This is a genomic window from Glaciimonas sp. Gout2, from assembly GCF_035018905.1.
Lineage (GTDB): Bacteria > Pseudomonadota > Gammaproteobacteria > Burkholderiales > Burkholderiaceae_D > Glaciimonas.
The window spans coordinates 189299-213272 of record NZ_JASJXA010000003.1; the positions used below are offsets into that span (position 1 = coordinate 189299).

Here is a 23974-nt window from a genome sequence, read left to right on the forward strand (position 1 = left end):
ACAGCAACTTTTTAGCATGATTACCGCGATCTTTTGATCCCTTTCTTACGTGCGCTGATCTGTCATGTATGATTTTTGTAAATCTACATTGATGTTGTAAATTAATAACAAGAAAGTGACTCAGGGGGAGGGCAATCTGGTGGGTAATTGCCGGTAATCATTAACAACAGAGTTTCGGATGTTAGAAATGAGGGTTTTGCACTATCTGACTTAGCAACAATTGGCCGACGTGGCACCGCTCCACTTCGAAGCAAGAGAACATTTGCGTAACCCGGCGAGGACAATCATTGTGCGCAAGACGCGTCAGAAAATATCAATTATTTCTAATAACAGAAGTCGAATAATTAATTTTACTCCTTGAAGGGTGGACGCTAATATTTGCGCATCTCCTAAAAGGCATGGAATTTAATCGATGACCACTGACCCGCTTAACGGCATTCAAATTCTTGACCTTACCACCGTAATAATGGGCCCTTACGCAACGCATATTCTGGCAGATATGGGAGCTGATGTTATAAAAATAGAGGCTCCTGAGGGCGATGCTTTCCGACGTTATGGACCAAGCCGGAGCGAAGGAATGGGTGGTTCGATACTGCAACTTCATCGAAACAAGCATAGTGTGGTTCTGGATTTGAAAAGCGTGGTTGGGCGTTTGGCTCTGGACCGGTTAATCGAACGTAGCGACGTAATAGTGCACAATTTGAGACCCGGCCCTGCGGTACGCCTTCGACTTGATTGGAAGTCAGTTGAAAAGGTCAACCCGAAGATCGTGCTGTGCGCCGCACGCGGATTTGGCGCTGAAGGGCCCTATGCCGATAAGGCGGCATACGACGATATCATTCAGGCGGGATCGGGCATAGCGGCATTGTACGGGCAGGTGCACGGCGTGCCAAAGTATGTTCCCACCGCGATTTGCGACAAGATTGCAGGCCAAACGATTGCCTATGCTGTGTTGGCGGCGCTCCTACATATAGAACGTGGTGGTGATGGCCAGGAGATAGAAGTCCCGATGTTCGAGACGTCTATTGATTTCATGATGGCTGAACATCTGGGGCCATCCGCATTCGAACCGCCTTTGGGGCCAGTCGGATTCAATCGGCAACTCTCCGTGCATCGCAAGCCTTATAAAACCGCTGACGGATGGATTTGCATACTTCCTTATTCTGACCGTAACTGGGCCGATTTTTTTCGCCTGATGGAAATGCCCGCGCTTTTCGAAGACCCAAGATTCGCAGATATCGATTCGCGCGGGAAGAATGTTGATGCTCTATATGCCCTGATCGATGTGGAAGCGCCCAAGCGCAGCACGGATGATTGGGTGTCCATGTGTGACAGTGCAGGGATTCCGTGCATGCCTGTTATTTCACTTCAGAAAATTGACGAAGACCTGCATGTGCGTGCTGTTGGCCTGATCGAATCTTCAATTCATCCCACAGAAGGTGCATATCGCTCCATTCGACCTCCGGTAACTTTCGGCGCGTCGCCCTATAAATTACGTAAGCATGCACCTCGTCTGGGCGAAGACAGCGAGCGAATTCTGAGTACCCTTGGATTGTCGCCGCATGATTTGCGACAGCTTTTGCCGCATGCCGACCATGAATGAATTGATGAAGTTTGAAATTGACCGGGCAATAAATGAGGTACGCCTTACCGGCGCTTTTCTGTTCATGCCGCAGGTGTGTCAACACATGATCGGGCGCAGCGAGAGGGGCGATGCTGAATCTAGCTGCATCATCAATATCTCGTCACTTACCGACAAGAGTGGAATTATTTTCGGGTCATTGGTACAGGAAAGGGCTATGCAATGAGTAGTGGAATACAGGCTTTGGACATCACTCCCTGTACCTTGGGTGAGAGATGCGAGACCTTACGCAAGGAAGTACGATCCTTCTTGCGGGAAGAGTTGGGCGAACGCACAGCGCTCCAGCGCGCTGAAAGCTGGATGGGAGTCGACGAGGACTTCAGCCGCAAGCTGGGTGAGCGAGGTTGGATCGGCATGGTTTGGCCGCGCAGCGTCGGCGGGGGTGAATTTTCCGCGCTGGAACGTTACGTAGTGTTGGAGGAGATGCTTGCTGCAGGTGCGCCGGTACAGGCGCACTGGGTGGCTGATCGCCAGAGCGGTCCGCTGTTGCTGCGCTTTGCGCCTGATACCTTGGCACGCAGAGTGCTGTCTGAAATTGCCCGAGGGGATACTTATTTTTGCATCGGCATGAGCGAACCCGATTCTGGTTCAGACCTGGCTTCGATTCGTACTAAAGCAGTGCAAGGTGACGGTGGATGGATCATTCGAGGAAGCAAGATTTGGACGACAGGTGCGCAACGAGCGCGATACATGATCGCTTTCGTGCGTACCGATGTGTCGGCCACCGATGTGTCGGCCACCGCTGTGTCGACCGCCGCTGTGCCGGACGGTCGAGACCGTCATGCCGGCTTCTCGCAATTTCTTATTGATATGTCCTCGCCAGGCATCACGGTGCAACCTATACGCAACATGCTCGGCGAGCATGAGTTCAATGAAGTCTTTCTGGAAGATGTCTGGGTGCCAGAGGAAAACCTGATCGGCCAACAGGGGGATGGATGGAAGCAGGTGACGGCAGAACTGGCCATTGAACGTAGTGGTCCTGAGCGGTATATGAGCAGCACCGAGTTGATGCTGGAAATGCTGCAGGCTGCCGATGTAGAAGATGATCGTCATGCTGTTGCGTTGGGCAGGCTAGTGGCCGACTATGGCGCTTTGCGCCAGATGTCCATTGGTATTGCGGGCATGCTGGCACGTGGAGACAATCCGGCTGTTGCTGCCTCGGTGGTCAAGGATCAGGGTGCCAGGCTGGAAAAGCTGATTCCTGAGCTGGCCCAGGATTTATTTGGCGACAAGCTGGCACTCAATTCTTCATTGCGTGAGGTGCTGTCGTACACCTTGCGCTCGTCACCGTCCTTTACTTTACGTGGCGGCACACCAGAAATTTTGCGCGGGATCATTGCCCGGGGAATGGGTTTGCGATGAACACAATATCAAGCATGTCGGGGGCGGGCATCAGTCTGGAGCCGTCCGAGTTCGAGCGCATGATTGGCGAAACCGTGCAGCGCCTATTCTCAGACCATATCGATGCCGCGCTGCTACGCAGCACTGAGAATGGTCAATGGCCAGCCGAACTGTGGCAACTACTTGAAGACACTGGCTTGCCCCTGTCACTGTGTTCGGCACAGGCGGGTGGCAGCGAGGCGCAGTGGTCGGACGTCTATGCGGTGTTGGCTGCCATCGGCCGCTGGAGCATGCCGCTGCCGCTGGCCGAAACCATGATCGCCACCTCTTTGCTCAGCCGCGCTGGCAAGTCGGTGCCACAGGGCCCAATCACGATCGCCGAAACTGGGCGGGTGGTGCTTGCAGCGGAGGCAGAACTGAAGGTGTCCGGTGTCTTGCATGGCGTTGCTTGGGCGAGGTCTTGTGCCTATGCGCTGGTTCCGATAGCGGATGCTAGTGGCGCGCATCAATTGGCGCTGATCAACTTGGGTGGTGCGGGCGTACTTGTCGTCCAGGGCACTAACATGGCCGGTGAGCCACGTGATGTGTTGCAACTGGACGCTGTAACGGTTGAGACCCTGTTTGATAATCCACTGCCAGCTCTTGAGCAACCTCTGTTTGTCCTTGGTGCCATGGCGCGCAGCGCGATGCTGGTGGGAGCGCTTGAACGTGCGTTGGAACTAACGGTGCAGTATACCAATGACCGTGTGCAGTTCGGCAAGCCGCTGAGCAAGAACCAGGTGATCCAGCATGGCTTGGCGGTAACGGCCAGCGAGATGGTTGCGGCCAAGGTGGCGACCCGAGTGGCCTTTGCCTCTCTGAACACGGCGCAGCAAGCACGCACCACTACTTTCGATGTTGCCGTAGCCAAGGTGCGTGTCGGCCAGGCAGCCAGTCGATTGGCTGATGTCGCACACCAGTTTCATGGCGCGATTGGCTTCACGCAAGAGCATTCCCTGCATCACACTACTTTGCGCCTGTGGTCGTGGCGACAAGAATTTGGCAGTGACGCAACATGGGCACGGGCATTGGGGCGTGCTGCAATTACTCAGGGCGCAGCCGCATTCTGGCCTTCCTTGACTGAGCGCAGCATGGCGCCCGCGCTTCAGGGCTGACTGCATAGATACTGAGATACCAAGAGGATTCGATGATTCAACCAGAAAAAGATTATTTGCGGTTTTTGCAGGAAGGCCACTTCATGATCCTGCACAGCAGGTCAACCGGTGGCTATGTGTTTTATCCGCGCGTCATTGAACCCAGGACAGGGGCCACCGATCTGGAGTGGGTGCCTGCCATCGGGACTGGAACTGTGTATTCTGTGACAGTCATCCGCAAACGCACGCTCGAAGAGAGTTATAACGTTGTGCTCATTGACCTCGATGAAGGACCGCGCATGATGAGCCGCGTCGACGGAATGCCATTCGAGCAAATCAAGATCGGGATGCGGGTGAAGGCCCGCATCGTGCAGGAGAACGACCAAGCTGTGGTTGTCTTCGTTTCAACTGAAAACAAGGCGCAGCCAGCTGGAGCATCCACATGAAAGACGCATTTCCCCGCGGTCAAACGGCCGTCGTTGGTGCAGCTACCTACGGAATCGGTGAGGCGCCTGGTTTCTCCTCCATGGACCTGGCCGTGCTGGCCGCTTCCAAGGCGTTGCAGCAGGCAAATCTGAAACCCAGTGACATCGATGGTGTTTTTGTGGCTACGCCGGACGACATGTTATCCGGCCTGACCCTGTCCGATTACCTCGGTATCCATCCCAAAGTGACAGACAACAATCGCACGGGTGGCTCCGCTTTTCTGACCCATATGATGTGGGCGGCGCTGGCCCTCACGACCGGACAGTGCAACGTGGCGCTGGTAGCCTACGGCAGCAACCAGCGCAGTGCTTCCGGCAAGCTGATGACGCCGTTTCAATCGTCGGTATACGAAAAACCTTACAAACCGCTACTCCCATCGTCGTCTTACGCGCTGGCCACAGCCAGGCACATGCACCAGTACGGCACGACCCGCGAGCAACTTGGCGCGGTGGCCCTGGCCGCCCGTGGATGGGCGCAGCTTAATCCCGAAGCCTTTGTTCGCACACCACTGGATATGTCCATGTACATGAGCTCGCGCATGGTATCCGAACCGTTGAGCGTGCTGGATTGTTGCCTCATCACTGACGGCGCAGCTGCCATCATCATGACCCGCTCGGATCGCGCCAGCGACTTGTCTGCCACACCGGCCTACTTGCTGGGCGCAGCGGCGGAGACCACCCATCGCGATATCGCGAGCATGCCTGATCTGACCGTGACAGGCGCCAAACTGTCGGGCGAACGCGCCTTTGCGCAAGCTGGCTACACACCCTCGGACATCAATGTGGTCGAGCTTTATGACGCCTTTACCATTAACACCATCCTGTTCCTCGAAGACCTGGGATTCTGCAAGAAAGGTGAGGGTGGCGCATTTGTTCAAGGTGGACGCATTGGGCCGGGTGGCAAACTTCCGGTTAATACCAACGGCGGGGGCCTTTCCTGTGTACATCCTGGCATGTACGGCCTGTTCACTGTGGTAGAGGCGTTTCAGCAATTAAGCGGCCAATGTGGCGCGCGCCAGGTGCCCAACGCCAAGCTGGCGCTTGCGCACGGCAATGGCGGCGTGCTGTCCAGTCAGGCCACCGTCATTCTTGGTACTGCGGAGACCGTATGAGTCAGAATTTAAGCACTACTGCGGGTGTTGACTCGTCTTTCAAGGACTTTGCGTTGCATCCTGAACTGGCACTCTCGATTGATGCGGGTGTGGCCACGTTGGAGATGTGCCGTCCACCGTATAACTTCTTTGACGAATCCCTGATAGTGGGGCTGGTCGATGCGCTGCGCTATCTGGACACATCGGATGAATGTCGGGTGGTAGTGCTGGCTTCGCGTGGCAAGACTTTCTGCGCGGGCGCCGATTTTTCCAATGACAGCATTAGCTCTCAAGGAATTGGCAAACGTTTGTACAGCCGTGCGCTGGAGATGTTTCGAACCAAAAAACCCATTGTGTGCGCCGTACAGGGCGCGGCGGTGGGAGGCGGTCTGGGCCTTGCTTTGGTGGGCGACTTCCGGGTGGTAAGTCCAGGTACGCGCATGGTGGCCAACTTTTTGCGACTAGGGATCCACCCCGGCTTTGGCTTGACGGCCACCTTACCACGTCTGGTCGGCCCTCAAAATGCCGCAATGTTATTTTATACAGGCCGCCGCATCGGGGGAGTCGAGGCGCTGGATATGGGCTTGGCCGATGTGCTGGTCGAAGATGGGCGGGTGCTCGAGGGTGCACAGGCACTGGCGCGGGAGATCGCCATCAGTGCTCCCATTGCACTGGTGTCGACCCGAGAAACGTTGCATCAGGGCCTTGCAGCGTTGGTCGAGGCTGCGATGGGCCGCGAGGCCGAGGAGCAGGACAAGCATTGGCTCACGCAGGATTTCAAGGAGGGCGTGGCTGCGATGGCGGCGCGTCGAGACCCCGTGTTCAAGGGGTATTAACAGCGCCAGCCCACCACTTTTAAATAAAGAAGCCGACTTTTCCAGCCTCGCTCTAGTCAACTGTGATTATCTTTGTGCGTTCTGACGCGATCACCGCGTTTGCACTGCGGCAAGAGCACTACTATGGGGACGCACTTTTAGTTGCATCGGTAGTTCATTTTGGTCCAGAAGATCGATGAATTGCTGGGCTGCCTTCGACTGCTTACGATCCACGGGCCAGACCAGATATATGGGACGATTAAGGTCGGAAGATGTGATAGGAATCGCCACAACATGCTTACCGTCGAAGTAGGGAATCGTTAGTTCGGGAACCACGCTCACGCCGAGATTGCTAGCTACCAGACCAGCAACTGTCGAGACCTGGTCGACCTCAAGACCGGTATCAATCAAATTGACGGTTCGTAGCGCACTTTCCAGGTATTGCGCAATGCTGCCGGTTCGGACGAGTCTGATGTAGGGATAGCCACTCAAGTCGGAAAGCGCTAAGTATTTTTTTTGCGCAAGGGCATGTGTCTTGTGACATACAACGAAAAATTTTTCTTTGAACAGCAAACGCGATTCCAGACCAGGCCGTCCGGGGCCGTCTGCCGTTACGGCAAAATCGGCTTGTCGCGTACGCACCAGTTCCAATGCGCGCTGAGTTGCTACGTCAAAAAGATTGAGCTCGATTCCGGGAAATTCGTGTGAGTATTTAGCCATCATTTGAGGTAGCCAATGGGCTGCCAGCGATGGCAGAGCAGCAATGCTGACTCGCCCTCTTCGACCCGAAGCATGTTCTTTTAAATCATGGTCAATCTCATCGAGTTCGTGCATTACCCGCTGAGCGGTGGCGATAAACCGCAAGCCTTCTGCCGTGAAACCTACGTTCCTGCGGTTGCGGTCGACGAGTTGCAAACCGACGTCTCCCTCAAGCTTTTGCACCATCTGACTGAGCGCCGATTGGGTGACGTGGCACCGCTCCGCGGCTAAGGAAAAATTGCGTAACTCGGCGAGCGCAATCATTGCGCGCAAGACGCGAGAGGAGATATCAATCATTTTCTAATGACTCAAGTAAGTTAGTATCGCGTTCCTGCCTTGGCAGAGACTAACGAGGAAACCGTAAGTCTACACTTGCGTTCTACTGACAGAAGTCGAATTATTAATATTACTCCATACGTGGGGTTTGTCTTACTTCAGTTTTGCTATGGTATGAGTCTGAAAAACTGCAATAAAACACGCATTTTTGCAGACTCAACTTCTAGGAGATTTGAGTGTTTCCGATCAGGTAATCACTTGGCTCTATTGGGCGATGCCCGAAGGCTTCGCCAGGCAGGTGACGGGCCGCAACTAGACCAGAACTTCCTTGGTGTTGGCGACTTGTTTGTTCGTCGTCGACTCTTTCTCAAGGCGTTCGTCTTATACCAGAGCGACGATATCGGGGAGCGATACCGTGCATTCGTTCTGCAAAAGGATCGCGTATGCTGCACGTTCCCATTCGCCATCTGGAGGTGACAAGGGATCGATCGGCTCCAACCGGTGTTCGAGGACAAAGCGACTAACCAGCAACTTGCGCGGATCACCATTTTCTTGCGCACTCTCCCATGCCAGGATCGCCGCACTTGCCGCGTTGTATAGACCGCTAGAGGCCTGGCGGGCCAAATGTTCATTGGCCGGTGAAGATGCCACTCTGACGGCAAAGTCGAAGCTCTTGTTTAGCGCGCTGAGAAGACGCGATCTGAAGCTGTCTGGCAATTCCTTCACCTGCTGGACCCGCTCCAGGAGCAGCGCCTTCAGCGCTTTATGGGCACCCACCTGTCCTATCGCTCGTCTCACGACATCAATGGCATTGATGTTACTTGTACCTTCCCACACCAGGCTGATGTGCGCGTCGCGGACCAGCTTTGAGTTGACCCACTCTTCGACAATACCGTTTCCTGCACGCGATTCAAGCGAGGCGCGTGCAGCAATAATCGTGTCCCGGCATGCTCGGATTTTTAAAAGGGGTGTCAAAATCCGCACAATATCCTGGGCTTCTTTAGAGCCGGAGCGTGCGAGGTCGAACTGCGCTGCCGTGAACATGGATAAGGAGAGAGCCTGTTCCGCTGGCACCAGGATCTTTACGATCTGGCGCCGCATAAGAGGCAGATCGATCAAAGTCTTGCCAAAGGCGCTGCGGTTGCGGGCAACATGAATCGCTTCATTGAAGCAGCGACGCATCTGTCCGGCAGCCCGCACGCCATGTGACAAACGCGACATGTTGACCTCGTCCATCATCTGCTTGATTCCCTGATCGAGTTTACCGACCACGTAGGCCTCAGCACCTTCAAACATCACTTCGCAGGTCGCCAATGATCTGGTTCCCATCTTTTCCTTCATTCGGATAATGCGGTACTTATTGCGCGCACCGTTGGTCAGAAACCGGGGCACAGCAAACATGGCGACCCCTTTTATGCCTGCTGGTGCGCCTTCTGGCCGCGCCAGTACAAGGGCCAGTTCCGCGTCAGTGTGAGAGGCAAACCACTTCTCGCCGTAAAGACGCCAAACGCCATTCTCAAAACGTGCAACCGTTTCTAGTGCGCCAACATCCGACCCACCCGCTTTCTCGGTCATCCATTGCGTCGCTTTCCACAACTCAGAGAGCTTGGGCGCAAGCAGCTTGGGAAGCAAGTGCTGCTTGAGTTCTTCGCTCGCGAACGTCTTCAACACATGAATGGTCGCATCGGACATATTTAACGGACACATCATCCCTATCTCGGATTGCGCAAAAAGATAGCGGGCCGCGTACTTGACGACGGACGGCACTGTGCCTTCCCAACCAAAGAAATTGGATTGATGCGACATGGAATGAAGCTGAAAATCTTCAAAGCCTATCTTCTCCATTTGGCGATAGGCGGGATGATAGGTAATGCTGTCGCGATCACGGCCGTATCGATCCCGCTGCTCCAACACCGGCGGATTACGGTCCACAATTCTTGCCAGTCGGTCCAGATCGCCGCCAACCGCCTCGCCCAAGCGCGTAAACCAGGGCGCGAAGTGCTGAGATGCTTTCGGACCCGCATGGACGCGTACGGAGGCCTGGAGACTTTGATCGATTTCGTAGAAGTTCAGACCTTGACAATCGGGAGCAATATGACCGAAGTCATTTGGGTCGAATCCGGGTTCACTTTCACTGGGCGTAAACGGATCGATGCGATTGCTGGTTACATTACTGCCAGTTACATCATTGCTGGGTACATCGTTTGCCATGTCATGTCCTCCAATATGTTTGTACTATCGCGATGTGTCGTCGACGCAGTCGCATCCATCGTCAACAGATCTACGCGCAACGGATGGAATCTGGTCTAACTGCGTTCAACATCCGAAAATGTCTCTGTTTTTTCCTTCGGCGTGATACCAAATTCTTTGAACACCTCATCCGTGTGCTCTCCCAATTGCGGTGGAAGACGATAAACGGAACAAGGCGTCAGACTGAACGTGATCGGAGGCGCAATCATCCTGATCTTGCCTTCTGTTGGATGTTCCATGGTCTTGATCAGGTCTACCGATTTGAGGTGAGGATCATTAATCAGGCCCTCAATGCTATGCATGGGCGCCCATGGAATATCGTACTTTTCCAGCGCGGTCTGCCATTCATCGGTCGTCTTGGTTTTGACAACAGCTGCCAGATAACGATACACCTCGTCATAGCTGCGCGTGCGGGTCGCGTGATCGTTAAATATGGGTGAGCTTGCGTACTCTTCAGGCCTACCGAGTATCTGGAAAAACTTCCTCCAGTGTTCATCCGTATAAACGAGCAGTGATATGAACCCATCCTTGGTTTCATATGGTCTGCGGTCGGGCGCTAAAAGCCTGTTGTAGCCAGCCGGTCCGGTGGTAGGCTCAAAACAATGTCCGCCTATATGATCGGTCAATACAAATTGCGTCATGATCTCGAACATGGGCACTTCTATACTTTGTCCTAAGCCAGTGCGTTCTTTGTAAACCAGTGCCGCCAATATCGCGTGGGCCGCTGAAAGTCCGGCCACCTTGTCAGCCATCGTTATTGGGACATATTGTGGTTTGCTATCCTGCGTGCGGCTAATTAAGGATGGTATCGCCGATATTCCCTGGATCAGATCGTCATATGCCGGACGGTCCTTGTATGGACCTTGCTGTCCATAACCGACTAACGAAGCGTAAATAATAGCGGGATTGCGGGCCTTGACATCTTCGTACCCCATTCCCAAGCGTTTTAACGCGGATGGACGAATATTGCTGACAAAAACATCCGCGTCTTCACACAGCGCTAAAAGCGCAGAACGTCCCTCTTCGGTCTTCGCGTCAAGAACCACACTTCTTTTGTTACGATTGGTTTGGAGAAATAGCGCGCCCATCTTGGGGTTTCGCATCGCGCCAGCCAGGCGGAACAGATCACCATCTTCGCTCTCAATTTTGATGACGTCCGCACCGTAATCGGCGAGGATTTGGGTTGCGAATGGCCCCATTAATACCGAAGTCATATCAATAATACGTATTCCCGCGAGCGGTCCGCCTACGTTAGTCATGAAGATTGCCTTTCTGCCGAGAAATGAGGCGCGTGGTTACCGCAAGACTGTGACGATGCCTATTTTTTTTCAATGTGCGCTACTTCCACTATCTGGGCCCATCGCTTTGTATCTGCTTCCGCAAAGCTAGCAAGTTGCTCGGGGGTAGTCGTGAATGGCGTTGCGCCAATTGTCGCCAGAAAACCAACTGTCGGAGGATCAGTGAGAACGGTGTTCATGGATGCATTAAGTCTGGTGACAACCGAACGCGGAGTTTTTGCATTAACGAAGGCTCCAACCCAGGCGATTAATTCGAAGCCGGGCAGACCACTCTCGGCTAAGGTCGGGACGTCCGGCATTGTCGCGATTCGCTTCGAGCTGGTGACCGCCAATACACGTATTAAGCCCTTTTGCGCTAAACCTGTCGCGCTAACCGGGTCGGCGATGAAGCAGTCAATGCGCCCGCCGATCAAGTCGGTCAAGGCCTGAGGCGCGCCGGTATAAGGCACGTTCAGCATGTCGATTCCTTGTCTTGCTTTCAACAATTCGCCAGCCCCCCGACCCGTCTGATTGCCGCTACCAAATGTCAGAGGGGGCGTGCTCTTCCTTGCCAAAGCAATGAATTCAGCGATATTTTTGGCTGGGAAGTCAGCCCTTACCGTGAGCAGCATAGGAATGGTTACAAGTCCCGCGACCGCCGTAAAATCAGCCTTGGGGTCGAATGGCATTGATTTATAAAGACTTACATTGGCGGCTTGTGTAGAGTTTGTGGTTACAAAAATTGTATAACCGTCCGGTTTTGCGCGAAGAGTAAATAGCGCTGCAAGATTACCATCGGCGCCAGGCTTGTTTTCTACGACGACGGGAACTTTGAAATCTTTACCTAAATCTCCAGCCAATCGACGTGCAATGCTGTCCGTGGCACTTCCGGCTGGAAAAGGTACGACAATGGTAATCATTCTTGATGGGAAATCTTCTGCCGCCGTTGTAAGTGATAATGTCATCGTCAGAACGGCTAAAATAAATCCAGTAACGGCACTACGTCTCATTAATTCCTCACATTTTCACGAATGGTGGCGATCGGCCGATACTAGCGTGGAAATATTGGTGGAGTAAAATTAATTATTTGACTTCTGTTATTAGCAAAAGGTTGATATCTTGCTAGTTTCCCTGCGGAAAATGATTGCCTCGGATCAGGATTGGAGACTTCTTTCCTAACCCTTGCTGGCTGGAAGCGGCACATCCCTGTCGCCTGACAAATCGCTCGCGATAGCGCGGACGGGGACTGTTAAACATGTGCTTTGCAGGTCATCGATTAGTTATAGGAAGGAGTGGGTTAAACTGTGCAGTGATCGCGGCGAAAGTTTTTGCATCCTTACGAATGACTTCTGTCCCCCAACTAACACTAAAGAAAACCAGCATATGAGCGAATCCGTATTTCTCCATTCTCAAGACCAATTAAAACAACTTGCACAAGATGTTTTGCGCTATGCAAGGGAAAAAGGCGCTTCCAATGCTGCCGTCGATATCAGTGAAGGCAGCGGGCTTTCGGTTGGTGTACGCAAGGGCGGTATTGAGACTATCGAGCAGAATAAAGACAAAGGCATAGGCGTGACCGTGTATCTGGGTGAGGAACGGCACACGCGACGCGGCAACGCCAGCACGTCGGACTTTTCGGCGCAGTCGTTAAAAGATACTGTCGATGCGGCATACAATATTGCGCGTTTTACTGCAGAGGACGATTGCGCCGGTTTGCCCGATGCAGAGATGTTGGAAACGCAACCGCGTGACCTGAAATTGTGCACGCCTTGGTCGATAACGACCGAAGAAGCGGTGGAGTTGGCGAAGCGTTGCGAGGCAGCGGCGTTTGCCGTTGACAAGCGGATTACCAATAGCGAAGGCGCCGGCGTCTATGCACAACAATCGCATTTTGTCAGTGCCAACTCACGCGGTTTTATGGGCGGTTACCCATTCTCGCGGCATACTTTGTCGGTCTCACCGATCGCTGGAAAAGGTGGAAAAATGCAGCGTGATAGTTGGTATTCATCGGTGCGTGATCCTAAGAAGTTAGCCAAACCGGAAGCAATTGGACGTTACGCGGCAGAGCGTGCATTGGCGCGTTTGAACGCGCGTCAGCTTGATACACGTAAGTGTCCAGTGCTGTTTGAAGCGCCGCTGGCGTCGGGTTTGTTGGGTGCTTTCGTGCAAGCCGTATCCGGTGGTGCGTTGTATCGCAAGTCGACTTTCTTGCTTGATACCCTCGGCAAATCGGTCTTTGCATCACACATTCAGATCGTCGAAGATCCGCATATTATTGGTGCCGTCAGTTCTGCGCCATTTGATGATGAGGGTGTTAAAACGCACCGCCGCGACGTGGTGAAAGACGGCGTGGTACAAGGCTATTTTTTGTCGACGTATTCAGCGCGCAAGCTAGGCATGACGACTACGGGCAATGCGGGTGGATCACATAATTTGGCGCTTACTTCCTCACTGACGGTAGCGAGTGATAACTTCAAGGCAATGTTGAAGAAGTTGCATACTGGCTTATTGGTGACGGAGTTGATGGGGTCGGGAGTGAATTATGTCACTGGTGATTACTCCCGCGGCGCATCAGGTTATTGGGTTGAGAACGGCATGATTCAGTATCCGGTTGAGGAAATCACGATTGCCGGAAATATGAAGGATATGTTGGCGCAGATTGTGGCGATTGGTGCCGACACATTGACGCGGGGAAGTAGTTTGACCGGCTCGATTTTGATTGAGAGCATGACTGTGGCGGGAAATTAAAACGAGCGCTAGTGTCGGTTGTCGTAGTTTAATCAGGGTGGAACAATATAGATGTCTATTGGCATGCATTTATATTGCCTTCACTGGAAGGCGGGCGTGATCGAGATAATTATTTACACCATCTTATTTATGCCCTCATTCCTGATTTCTCATTGCCCATAAGTATTAGTCACCAAGATCGCATCGTTCGCCTACAAATCCGAAGGGACTCTCAATATCCCACGTCTTAATGACAGCCGCCACCGTGGCTGCCCAAATTAACGACTCGCTCATCCTCCATATTCGCCAACCCTTGCAAAATTCCACAATCCTTAGCTGCCTGCACGCTATGACATTGTTTGCGCAACTGTTTTAACTGCAATTGCAGCGCCTTAAGCTCCGCAATACGGTTAGCAACGTGGTCGATGTGGTGATCTAAAAGGCTGTTAATTTTCTCGCAATTTTCTTCCGGCAAATCCCTGAACTGCAACAAACTGCGCACTTCCTCAAGTGTCATATCCAATGATCGGCAATGGCGGATAAATTGCAGACGCTCTACGTGGCTAGGTCCATACAAACGGTAGTTGCCAAGCGACCGAGCCGCTAGCGGCAGTAATCCTTCTTTTTCATAATACCGAATAGTTTCAATGGGACACCCCGCGTGCGTAGATAGCTCACCGATTTTGAGTGTGGTGGTAGTCATATTTTCCTTACCTCTCTTAGGTTACGTTCGGCAACGATAATTTGCTTAAATAACATTTTTTGCGATTTTCAAAGCTAACGCTTGACTCTATAGTAGCTTCAGGGTTTTAAATACGCAAGACGATCAAATATTGAATTGAGGAGAGATGCATGGGAAGTTGTCAACACGACCATAAGCACGCGCACCAGCATGACCCCGAGCGCGCACATTCGCAAGAACATGTGCAGGATCATGCCGAGCTCGCCCACGAGTGTGCCCACGCCCATCACGACCATGGTCCGGTTGCCACATCCACTAATGGTCAATCTGTCAATGCACCATTTTTGAGTGCCGGAGCGGCAGTTGGAAGCGCGGAAGCGGTGTTTTTAATTCAAAAAATGGATTGCCCGACGGAAGAAAAATTAATTCGTGACCGGTTTAAAAACATGGCCGGTATCGTCGGGATGCAGTTCAATCTGATCCAGCGCGAACTAACGGTGCAGCATCATCTGGATTCAGTAGCGAGCATTATCAGTTCTTTGAAGGCCCTTGATCTTGACCCGGCCCTGAAGTCCGACACGCTGACGGGAATAACCGGATTGAGCGCTGAACTCGGCGACGGCGCTTTTAAAATTGCGCGTAGTAAATGGCTATTGATCGGCGTGTCGGGGATCGCAGCCGTCGGTTCGGAAGTCGTAGCGTGGACTAGTGGCAATGAAACTTCCTGGTTCGTCATTGGATTGGCGCTGTTGGCAATTTTTACTGGTGGCCTGGATACGTTAAAAAAGGGCTGGATTGCGCTCCGGAATTTTTCGCTGAATATGAACTTCCTCATGTCGCTGGCCGTCATTGGTGCCGCGGTCATCGGCCAATGGCCAGAAGCGGCGGTGGTGATTTTCTTGTTCGCCTTGGCTGAAATGATCGAAGCGCTGTCGTTGGATCGCGCCCGTAATGCGATCAAGGGATTGATGGCAATGGCCCCGGATAAGGCGACGGTACAAGATGCAGCTGGCAGCTGGCAGGAAATTCCTACCGCTCAGGTCGTCATGGCAGCATTGGTCCGCGTCAGGCCAGGCGAACGCGTACCGCTTGACGGTATCGTCATGGCTGGTCAGACCACGATTAATCAGGCTCCGATAACCGGTGAGAGTATGCCGGTGGTCAAACAATCCGGTGATCAGGTATTTGCGGGCACAATCAACGAGCGTGGCGCATTTGACTATAAAGTCACGGCGCTACAAGCCAATTCGACCTTATCGCGCATCATCAAAAGTGTGCAACAGGCACAAGGCCAGCGCGCGCCAACGCAGCGCTTCGTGGATCAGTTTGCGCAGTATTACATTCCCGCCGTGGTGTTGATGGCATTGCTGGTGGCGGTGTTACCGCCGCTAGTGTTGGGGACCGCATTTTATCCATGGATTTATAAGGCTTTGGTATTGCTCGTGATTGCCTGTCCTTGCGCATTGGTGATCTCGACACCGGTGACGGTGGTGAGTGGACTAGCTGCGGCGGCCAAGCATGGTTTGCTCATAAAAGGTGGCGTGTATTTGGAAATGGGACGCAAGATCAAAGCCTTGGCGCTGGATAAAACCGGCACTTTGACTGTGGGTAAACCTGTGGTGACCGATACCCAATTAGCCCAGCCTCAAGACCCGACAGCGAACCTGATTGCATACCAGCGTTTGGCCGCTAGCCTTTCCCATCGCTCAGATCATCCGGTTTCAACCGCCGTGGCAGCGCATTGGCAGTTGACCAATGATGTCACCGATTTGATCGATGTTAGCGAGTTTGAGGCATTGACCGGTCTTGGTGTAAAGGGTCGTGTAGAAGGGCAGCTTTTCTATTTGGGCAATCACCGCATGGTCCACGATATGGGTATTTGTAGCCTGATACTAGAGGCGCAGTTAGAAGCCTTGGAGATGCAGGGGAAAACGACCATCGTCTTGTGTTCGGCCACCACACCATTATTGGTCCTGGCGGTCGCCGATACGGTCCGCGATACGAGTGTGGAGGCGATTACACAGTTGAAAGCGATAGGAATAGCGGCGGTCATATTGACCGGGGATAATCCGCACACCGCACAAGCTATCGGCGAGAAGGTTGGCATTGCAGACGCACGCGGCAATTTGTTGCCGGACGATAAATTAAACGCTATCAGCGATTTGATTAAGCGTTATGGCATGGTTGGAATGGTTGGCGATGGCATTAACGATGCGCCTGCTTTGGCAAAAGCAAACATTGGCTTTGCGATGGGTGCCGCCGGTACCGATACCGCACTTGAAACGGCGGATGTGGCACTCATGGATGATGACCTGCGCAAGATTCCCGACTTCATTCGTCTCAGCAAAAAAACGCATAACGTGCTGATGCAAAACATCACTCTGGCGCTCGGCATCAAAGCCGTATTTTTGGTGCTCGCCCTGACGGGGGAAGCGACGTTATGGATGGCCGTATTTGCCGATATGGGAGCAAGTTTGCTGGTGGTGTTTAACGGCTTACGTTTATTGCGGGCGTTCCGTTAGGGCGGTGAAAATTAACAATCAGACGAACGATTTATAAAAAATGGGCAGCTCAAAAGACCGCTGCCGCAATATCGATTGCCCCGTTTTAGGACGGAGCGGGGCAATCGTTTATTCAGCCGCTTGATCCGCAGCTAGTACGCGAATTTTTATATCCCCTAACGTGACGATTTGACCAGCGCGGATTTTACATGTCTTACGTAGCTCAACCTTGCCATCCACCGCTACGTCACCACTAGCGACGATCGCTTTGCCAGCGCCACCGCTGTCACACACGCCGGTTAATTTTAATAGTTGGTTAAGCTCGACGTATTCGCCATCGATATTAAATGTAAGCTGTTGCATTCAGGATTCCAATAATGATAAAAAGACGCTACGGGCAGATTTACTCGCATTCGTAGCGTTACTTCAATGGTAAGTCACTTCTGTCAGTGGGGAGGTTAAGTGGCACTTTTTATGGTATTCAATGAACAACTGGCGAGATCGCGGAGAGAACGAACAGGGCGATCACCGCTGCATAACCGACAATCCATGCAAGCGAGCGTTGTGATGATTTATCCATTAAATAGCACGCGGTATAGACCAGACGCGCTGCGATGAAGACTAGTGCCAGTGTGTTTAAGGTGTTTTGTGCTGCATGTACCTGATGCGCGATGATGACACCAGCGGCAAAAAAAGGAAATGCCTCAAAGTGATTGCGATGGGCAAAATCTGCCCGACGTCGTAATCCCGATTGCTTGTCAAGCCACGCACGTGGTTCGCTATTGTCAAAATCACGGCGACCCCATTTGGCAATGGCAACAGTGAAAGGGGCCATTAGTCCAGCAACAAGTACGCACCAGTAAGCGATGGTCATGAATACTCCACAATAAAAATCAGATAGTTTGTAAGGGGAGATGGTCATCATTTCGCAATGACGACCATGAGAAAGTTTTGGCAGGTTACAGCATTTGGGCATCAAAAGTATTGCATGCTGCAACTTGACCATTTGCAATACCTTGTTTGAACCAGCGTACCCGCTGCGCTGAAGTGCCATGGGTGAAAGAGTCGGGGACTATTTGCCCTTGGGCTTTCTGTTGTAGCGCGTCATCACCAATGGCATTGGCTGCGTTCAATGCGGCCTCTACGTCGCCTTGCTCCAAAATGTTTCGCTCTTTATTGGCATGAAAAGCCCATACGCCCGCGAGGCAGTCGGCCTGCAGTTCGACTTTGACGGACAGGGCGTTGGCTTGCTTTTCTGTTGCTGATCGCCGGGCTTTGTCAACTTTTTCCATAATCCCCAGAAGATTCTGGACGTGATGGCCGACTTCATGCGCGATGACGTACGCTTGGGCAAAATCGCCTGACACGTTAAAGCGTTGTTTCATCGTCTGGAAAAACGTCAAATCAATGTACACTTTTTGATCGCCAGGACAGTAGAAGGGGCCCGATGCGGTTTGGCCAGTCCCGCAGGATGTTGCGGTCGCGCCAGAAAATAATACCAGTTTAGGAGCGATGTAAGTTTTGCCTCCGGCGCGAAAAATTTCAGTCCATACATCTTCGGTGTCAGCCAGAACGGTTGATACAAATCGTGTAGTTTGGTCATTTGCAGGAGGCGCAAGCGGAGCACCTTGCTGCTGGGACTGGAGGGGTGCGCCGCCACCGCTGAGCAGATTGATGACTGTCATTGGACTGACGCCGAAGAAATAAGACGCTACCAGCGCGATCACAATGGTCCCTAGTCCAATCGACCGACCACCGCCAAAGCCACCACCGCCACCTGCGCCGCGACGGTCTTCGACATTATCACTTTCCCGGTTTCCATCCCATTTCATGGCGCGATCTCACTTTTGACTGTCTGGATGATTTTAGCGGAATACTGATCAGGCAAGGTGTTCAAACCGTCAAGAAATTTAAAGTGACATGGCCACTACGCTATTTTTTAATATTATCCGTAGTCCGCATGTTCCGAACATACGCAAAAACCAGACAACATATCATCGACAGTAGGACAAGGTTGTATCGTTAAACTTGCGCTAATTTCATCCCAGCTTTTGATCATTTCCGCCGCGTCTGCATCAGGATTGCGTTGATTGACGGTTTTCATGTGCTCAAACCAATGCTCCTTTATCTGTTCAAATACAGGTTCAGTTATGCGGGTAGACCAATATTCAGGGTGATTTTCACGCGTTTTTTGATCAAAATTCCATAGGAAGTGTTCAATTTTTTTATATATACCAGTCGTTTCCAGGATAGAGATTGGATTACCTTGAAGTGTAGAACTCTCGTAATATTTTGCCGGAACTGAAAGAAAGGGAAGTGCTTCGACAAGTTGATTGACAAGCATGGTTGTGCGCTGCTGAGCGGCCCAGCGGTGTCCGTCGTCAGCGTCGAATCGTTTGGCAATAAGGATTGTGAGTGGATTGTTTCTGGGTAGCCGTCTTAATAACGCATGGTTATCTGCAGCCTCCTGTAATATATATTCGGTCGTTTCAACCGCCTGCTCCTGAAACGTTGGAAAACCGATACTGTTGATACTTTCACCCCAAAGCGCCTCCAACATCTGGCATAGCCTCGTATGGTCATCTTCAGATAAATTAGATAGATCACTCTTTTCGATCAAAATGTCGTGCCACATCCATCCGGTGTTTTGTCCCATTGGTGTTTTTGAGAAACCGCTGGATACCGCATCGCACCATATCTGTAAAGTCAGATTGGCGGGTAATTCCTCCAGAAGTGCGTCCCACTCTCGTTCTTTGACATTAATAGGACACGGTGGTGGCCCATTAATCGTTTGAAGTGAATAAGACGTGGGATCGTTCCTGCTGAGGCCGGACGCATACGCACCGGTTGAACCTGCGCTAGCAGGATAACAACTTTGCGTTACCGCATTAACTGACAGTGCTTGTCCGATATAACAAGGTGAAGATACGCTTGTAATAGGCATAGGTGTCTTGTTTCTCCTGATAAAAAAATAATAGTGTTCAGGATTTACATTACTTGTCTTTCACCTCGCATCCTTGTGCTTCGCATGGTGGCAGAAAGCGTACTGTAAAGCACAAACGTTTTGTCATAAAACTCGTGCGTTGATAGGGTGATCTAGAATCAGTTTGGTCGTACCGTCTGGTGATGTAGATATTGTGGAAAACTACATCGGAATAATAATCCCGACGAAAACCGCGCACCAAAGGTTTTCCTCTTTTTGGACCATTAATAGGGAAAAGACTTAGTTTCTCTAAAGCCACGCCATCGATGAACATCATCATGATTAATGGCATTGGTGTAAAAGTTCTCATAACGATGGTGAAACGAATCTTACGAGGGTGCACTGAGTCGTCATTGGCCTTTTTAAATCAGCGGCACGCAACCTTTGCAAATAATAAATTGATAGGTTAATTATCTTTTCATACACTCAATTGACGGTGCAATTACACGCATTTTGAGAAGGCCTCCGTACCTCAGCACTGAAACATACTGTGAAATAGTTGAACTTTTGCCTAGTGGCAAGTGACCAACAGATATCGTAGAAAATCAATTGATTGCAGTTGAAATTGCGGTTTATTCAATACAAGTTAGCTATTTGTCGTCAGTTTGAAGTTTAGTGCTGTATCTGCGTGTCATTTAAATTTTGTCATAGGGACGAATATTGATCGCATGGGCGTTAGATCGACAAGGCAAATTCCTGCAACATTCATAGAGGAGAAAGCATGTTTTATTGGATCGCAGCGCTGATCATTATTGGTATCGGCCTGATGACCTTGCGGGTCAATGCCTTGATATGGCTGGTGGCGATAGCACTCTGGATCGCTGCAGGCTTTGAGTTAGCGCGGATTGGCCTCGTCGCGACTATTCTGCTGTCGTTGTTATTAGTGGCACCTGCTTTGATCGTCGCTATTAAGCCGCTACGGATGCGCTTGTTAACCGTCCCGATTCTGAAGATTTTTAAAAGAATTCTCCCGCGCATGTCGCAAACCGAACGGGATGCCATTGAAGCGGGAACGACGTGGTGGGATGCCGAATTGTTTTCCGGTAAGCCGGATTGGAAGAAATTGCTGACGTTGGCACCGCCTGCCTTAAGCGAAGAAGAGCAGGCATTTCTCGACAATGAAGTGGAGCAGTTGTGTGGGTTGATTACAGATTGGGAAACCACCGAAGTGTGGCAAGATCTGCCGCCTCATGCCTGGCAATTTATCAAGGACAAGGGGTTTCTTGGAATGATCATTCCGAAGCAATACGGCGGCAAGGCTTTCTCGGCGTATATGCATTCGCAAGTGATCATGAAGTTATCCTCGCATTGCTCGGCGGCGGCGATTTCGGTGATGGTACCTAATTCGCTCGGTCCTGCTGAGTTATTGCTGGAATATGGCACTGATGCTCAAAAAGACCATTATCTGCCGCGCTTGGCGGCGGGGGACGAAATCCCCTGTTTTGCCTTAACGAGTCCTTACGCCGGTTCCGATGCTGCGGCAATTCCCGATATCGGGGTGGTTTGCCAAGGATTACATCAAGGTCAGCAAACTTTGGGATTTCGCGTCACTTGGGACAAACGATATATCACGTTAGGCCCGGTAGCGACGGTGCTGGGCCTGGCATTTCGGGTGCATGATCCTGACGGATTGCTATCTTCCGATGGCACCTTTGAGGTGCACGGAGAAGGCGATCTGGGGATAACCTGCGCATTAATTCCGACCAACCATCCGGGCGTCGTGACGGGACGTCGTCACTGGCCTTTAGATGCTGTATTTCAAAATGGACCGACTTCCGGCAAGGATGTCTTTATCCCACTGGATTGGGTCATCGGCGGAAGCGCACAGATTGGCAAAGGTTGGCACATGTTGATGGAATGTCTGGCCGCTGGTCGGGCCATTTCGCTCCCTTCTTCGACGGTAGGATTTTCAAAGATGGCGGTGCGTGGAACCAGCGCCTATGCGGCGATGCGCAATCAATTCAAAATTCCAATAGGCAAGTTTGAGGGCATTCACGAAATGCTGGCGCGCATGGGTGGCAATCTATATCTGATTGACGCCACGCGCAGGTTGTCGGCGCTGGCCGTGGATAGCGGCGAGAAGCCATCGGTGATTTCGGCGATTTCCAAATATCACGTGACCGAACGAGGTCGTGTGATTGTTAATGCAGGTATGGACATTCTCGGTGGCAAGGGAATCTGCATGGGGCCGAATAATTTTCTGGCGCGGACCTATCAACAAATACCGATTGCGATCACTGTTGAGGGCGCAAATATTCTGACGCGATGTCTGATTATTTTCGGTCAGGGTGCAATCCGTTGCCATCCTTATGTGCTGAAGGAAATGGCCGCTGCCACGGATCAGGACGATGGCAAAGCTTTGCAAGATTTCGATCAGGCTTTTTTCGGACATATCAGTTTTATTTTTGCTAATTTCGCCAGAACCTTGTTGGGCGGACTTTCTGCCGGAACGTGGCTGGCTGCACCAAAGGCAGCGCCGGTGGAACTGCGACATTTTTATCGTGCGGTGAATCGACTGTCGGCTGCGTTTGCTTTACTTAGCGATGCATCGATGTTTGCGCTTGGCGGTTCCCTCAAATTCCGTGAGCGGATTTCGGCAAGATTGGGCGACGTATTATCGCAACTGTATTTGATCTCCAGCGTACTCAAGCGCTATGAAGATGACGGTCGCCAACAAGATGATTTGCCCTACGTGCATTGGGCTGCGCAAGATGCTTTGTATCAAGCGCAAGAGGCTTATATCGGCGTGTTGGCGAATTATCCGAACCGACCTTTGGCGTTTATCTTGCGGCTTGTGGCTTTTCCCTTTGGATTATCGTACCAAAAACCATCTGATGCGCTTGATAGCACGCTGGCGCGGGCAATGCAAACCGATGGTGCTAGTCGTGATCGCCTGATTGCCGATATATTTTTACCTGATCATGCGCAAGCTCCGACTGCTTATGGTGAACTGGCATTCAAGTTAATTCCTGCAGTCAATGCGATTGAGGCGCGTCTGAAGCCAGCGATTAAGGACGGTAATCTAGCACCGATTCCGCAAAGTTTGATTGAAATGCAGCACTGGATTGCGGAGGCCATGGCTGGTGGATTTATCACTGAGGAGGAAAATGTTGTGTTGAGTGATTTTGCACATTGCGGCGACATCAGTGTTCAGGTAGATGATTTTCCGCAGGATTTGAACCGGTTGGAAGCACTCCAAAAAAGACAGCAACTGAACCAGCTTCAGCAATATCACCAGTAGGATTTACATAAGTCCTAATCAATAGAGTTGGATTGAATAGGCGATTAATATTAAAGGATTGTGACGAGGAGGATATATTCAAAAGTGATGTCCCTGCAAAATCAAATTAAACCAACACATTAGTGCAACAAATTAGAGTATTAAGTTCAAGCAGTAGAAATACCCACAGTATTATTGAATAGAAACTCATCATGACCACATTGACCAAACCGGGCGTTAGATTGCGTCCTCTCGAACGGAATGATCTACATTTCGTCCATCAACTCGATAATAACAGTCACATCATGCGGTACTGGTTCGAGGAGCCTTATGAAGCCTATGTCGAACTGGTTCAACTTTACGACCAACACGTTCATGATCAGGGTGAACGGCGGTTTATCTTAGAGAGCGATGCGGGAGAGATGGTCGGTTTAGTGGAGCTGGTTGAAATCAATTATATTCACCGACGCGCAGAGTTTCAGATTATCGTCGCTCCCGCAGCGCAGGGAAAGGGGTATGCAGAACTCGCTTGTCGGTTGGCGATTGAGTACGCGTTTTGCGTACTCAATTTATACAAACTTTATCTATACGTCGACAAAGAAAACCTTAAGGCTATCCACATCTACGACAAATGTGATTTTACGTTAGAGAGCGAATTGCGGAGCGAATTTTTCGTCAATGGCGAATACCGCGATGCGATCAGAATGTGTATGTTTCAGGTGGAGTATTTGGAGAAGCGACAGCGTTGAGCTATTTGCTGTGGGTAGCGATTAGCGATTAAATGAGCAACCC

Annotated in this window: 19 protein-coding genes; 10 read left to right on the forward strand and 9 right to left on the reverse strand. The window is 51.5% G+C overall.

Going from position 1 to position 23974, the window contains the following annotated elements; genetic code table 11:
* The first annotated feature begins 412 nt into the window (after window positions 1–412).
* From QN379_RS04445 to QN379_RS04470, 6 genes are all read left to right on the forward strand, one after another.
* Complete coding sequence (locus QN379_RS04445; protein WP_322236459.1) at window positions 413–1603, forward strand: CoA transferase; 1191 nt, start codon at window positions 413–415, stop codon at window positions 1601–1603.
* A 201-nt stretch (window positions 1604–1804) separates the two neighbouring features.
* The gene (locus QN379_RS04450; protein ID WP_323506108.1) at window positions 1805–3004 is read left to right on the forward strand and encodes an acyl-CoA dehydrogenase family protein; all 1200 of its coding nucleotides are present in this window, start codon (window positions 1805–1807) and stop codon (window positions 3002–3004) included.
* Window positions 3001–4137: an acyl-CoA dehydrogenase family protein gene (locus QN379_RS04455; protein ID WP_323506109.1), complete on the forward strand. Its 1137-nt coding sequence runs from the start codon at window positions 3001–3003 to the stop codon at window positions 4135–4137. Before QN379_RS04450 ends, QN379_RS04455 begins: the two co-directional genes overlap by 4 nt.
* A 32-nt stretch (window positions 4138–4169) precedes the next feature.
* Window positions 4170–4562 (forward strand): Zn-ribbon domain-containing OB-fold protein, encoded by a 393-nt coding sequence (locus tag QN379_RS04460; protein ID WP_322236465.1) that lies wholly within the window; start codon window positions 4170–4172, stop codon window positions 4560–4562.
* Complete coding sequence (locus QN379_RS04465; protein ID WP_322236467.1) at window positions 4559–5713, forward strand: thiolase; 1155 nt, start codon at window positions 4559–4561, stop codon at window positions 5711–5713. The genes QN379_RS04460 and QN379_RS04465 overlap by 4 nt, the downstream gene beginning before the upstream one ends.
* On the forward strand, window positions 5605–6528 hold the full coding sequence (locus QN379_RS04470) for an enoyl-CoA hydratase/isomerase family protein (RefSeq protein ID WP_322236469.1): 924 nt from the start codon (window positions 5605–5607) through the stop codon (window positions 6526–6528). The genes QN379_RS04465 and QN379_RS04470 overlap by 109 nt, the downstream gene beginning before the upstream one ends.
* 90 nt (window positions 6529–6618) lie before the next feature.
* On the opposite strand, the gene QN379_RS04475 is transcribed toward QN379_RS04470, so the two are convergent.
* The 4 genes from QN379_RS04475 to QN379_RS04490 form a co-directional block, all read right to left on the reverse strand.
* Window positions 6619–7563, reverse strand: a complete 945-nt coding sequence (locus QN379_RS04475; protein ID WP_322236471.1) for a LysR family transcriptional regulator — start codon at window positions 7561–7563, stop codon at window positions 6619–6621.
* 360 nt (window positions 7564–7923) lie between these two features.
* On the reverse strand, window positions 7924–9753 hold the full coding sequence (locus tag QN379_RS04480; protein WP_322236474.1) for an acyl-CoA dehydrogenase family protein: 1830 nt from the start codon (window positions 9751–9753) through the stop codon (window positions 7924–7926).
* Window positions 9754–9848: 95 nt separating this feature from the next.
* Window positions 9849–11051, reverse strand: a complete 1203-nt coding sequence (locus tag QN379_RS04485; RefSeq protein ID WP_322236476.1) for a CoA transferase — start codon at window positions 11049–11051, stop codon at window positions 9849–9851.
* A 59-nt stretch (window positions 11052–11110) separates the two neighbouring features.
* Window positions 11111–12079, reverse strand: coding sequence for a tripartite tricarboxylate transporter substrate binding protein (locus QN379_RS04490; protein WP_323506110.1), 969 nt, complete (start codon window positions 12077–12079; stop codon window positions 11111–11113).
* A gap of 373 nt (window positions 12080–12452) precedes the next feature.
* Here QN379_RS04490 and pmbA point away from each other — a divergent pair, with 373 nt between their 5' ends.
* Window positions 12453–13817 (forward strand): metalloprotease PmbA, encoded by a 1365-nt coding sequence (gene pmbA, locus QN379_RS04495; protein ID WP_323506111.1) that lies wholly within the window; start codon window positions 12453–12455, stop codon window positions 13815–13817.
* 226 nt (window positions 13818–14043) lie between these two features.
* On the opposite strand, the gene cadR is transcribed toward pmbA, so the two are convergent.
* Window positions 14044–14499, reverse strand: a complete 456-nt coding sequence (cadR, locus tag QN379_RS04500; protein WP_322236482.1) for a Cd(II)/Pb(II)-responsive transcriptional regulator — start codon at window positions 14497–14499, stop codon at window positions 14044–14046.
* 149 nt (window positions 14500–14648) lie between these two features.
* Here cadR and QN379_RS04505 point away from each other — a divergent pair, with 149 nt between their 5' ends.
* Complete coding sequence (locus QN379_RS04505; protein ID WP_322236483.1) at window positions 14649–17000, forward strand: heavy metal translocating P-type ATPase; 2352 nt, start codon at window positions 14649–14651, stop codon at window positions 16998–17000.
* Between the two features lie 108 nt (window positions 17001–17108).
* Here the strand turns inward: QN379_RS04505 and QN379_RS04510 are convergent, their stop codons facing one another.
* The 4 genes from QN379_RS04510 to QN379_RS04525 all read right to left on the reverse strand — a co-directional run bounded on the left by QN379_RS04510 (window position 17109) and on the right by QN379_RS04525 (window position 19923).
* Entirely contained in the window at window positions 17109–17342 is a 234-nt protein-coding gene (locus QN379_RS04510; protein WP_322236485.1) for an RNA-binding S4 domain-containing protein, read from the reverse strand.
* 118 nt (window positions 17343–17460) lie between these two features.
* Window positions 17461–17853, reverse strand: coding sequence for an MAPEG family protein (locus tag QN379_RS04515; RefSeq protein WP_322236487.1), 393 nt, complete (start codon window positions 17851–17853; stop codon window positions 17461–17463).
* A gap of 85 nt (window positions 17854–17938) precedes the next feature.
* Entirely contained in the window at window positions 17939–18811 is an 873-nt protein-coding gene (locus tag QN379_RS04520; RefSeq protein ID WP_322236488.1) for a neutral zinc metallopeptidase, read from the reverse strand.
* A gap of 113 nt (window positions 18812–18924) precedes the next feature.
* Window positions 18925–19923 (reverse strand): hypothetical protein, encoded by a 999-nt coding sequence (locus tag QN379_RS04525; protein ID WP_323506112.1) that lies wholly within the window; start codon window positions 19921–19923, stop codon window positions 18925–18927.
* Window positions 19924–20683: 760 nt separating this feature from the next.
* On the opposite strand from QN379_RS04525, the gene QN379_RS04530 reads away from it, so the two are divergent.
* Both QN379_RS04530 and speG read left to right on the forward strand, forming a co-directional pair.
* Window positions 20684–23203 (forward strand): acyl-CoA dehydrogenase, encoded by a 2520-nt coding sequence (locus tag QN379_RS04530; protein WP_323506113.1) that lies wholly within the window; start codon window positions 20684–20686, stop codon window positions 23201–23203.
* Between the two features lie 191 nt (window positions 23204–23394).
* The gene (speG, locus tag QN379_RS04535) at window positions 23395–23931 is read left to right on the forward strand and encodes a spermidine N1-acetyltransferase (RefSeq protein ID WP_322236495.1); all 537 of its coding nucleotides are present in this window, start codon (window positions 23395–23397) and stop codon (window positions 23929–23931) included.
* The last annotated feature ends 43 nt before the right edge of the window (window positions 23932–23974 follow it).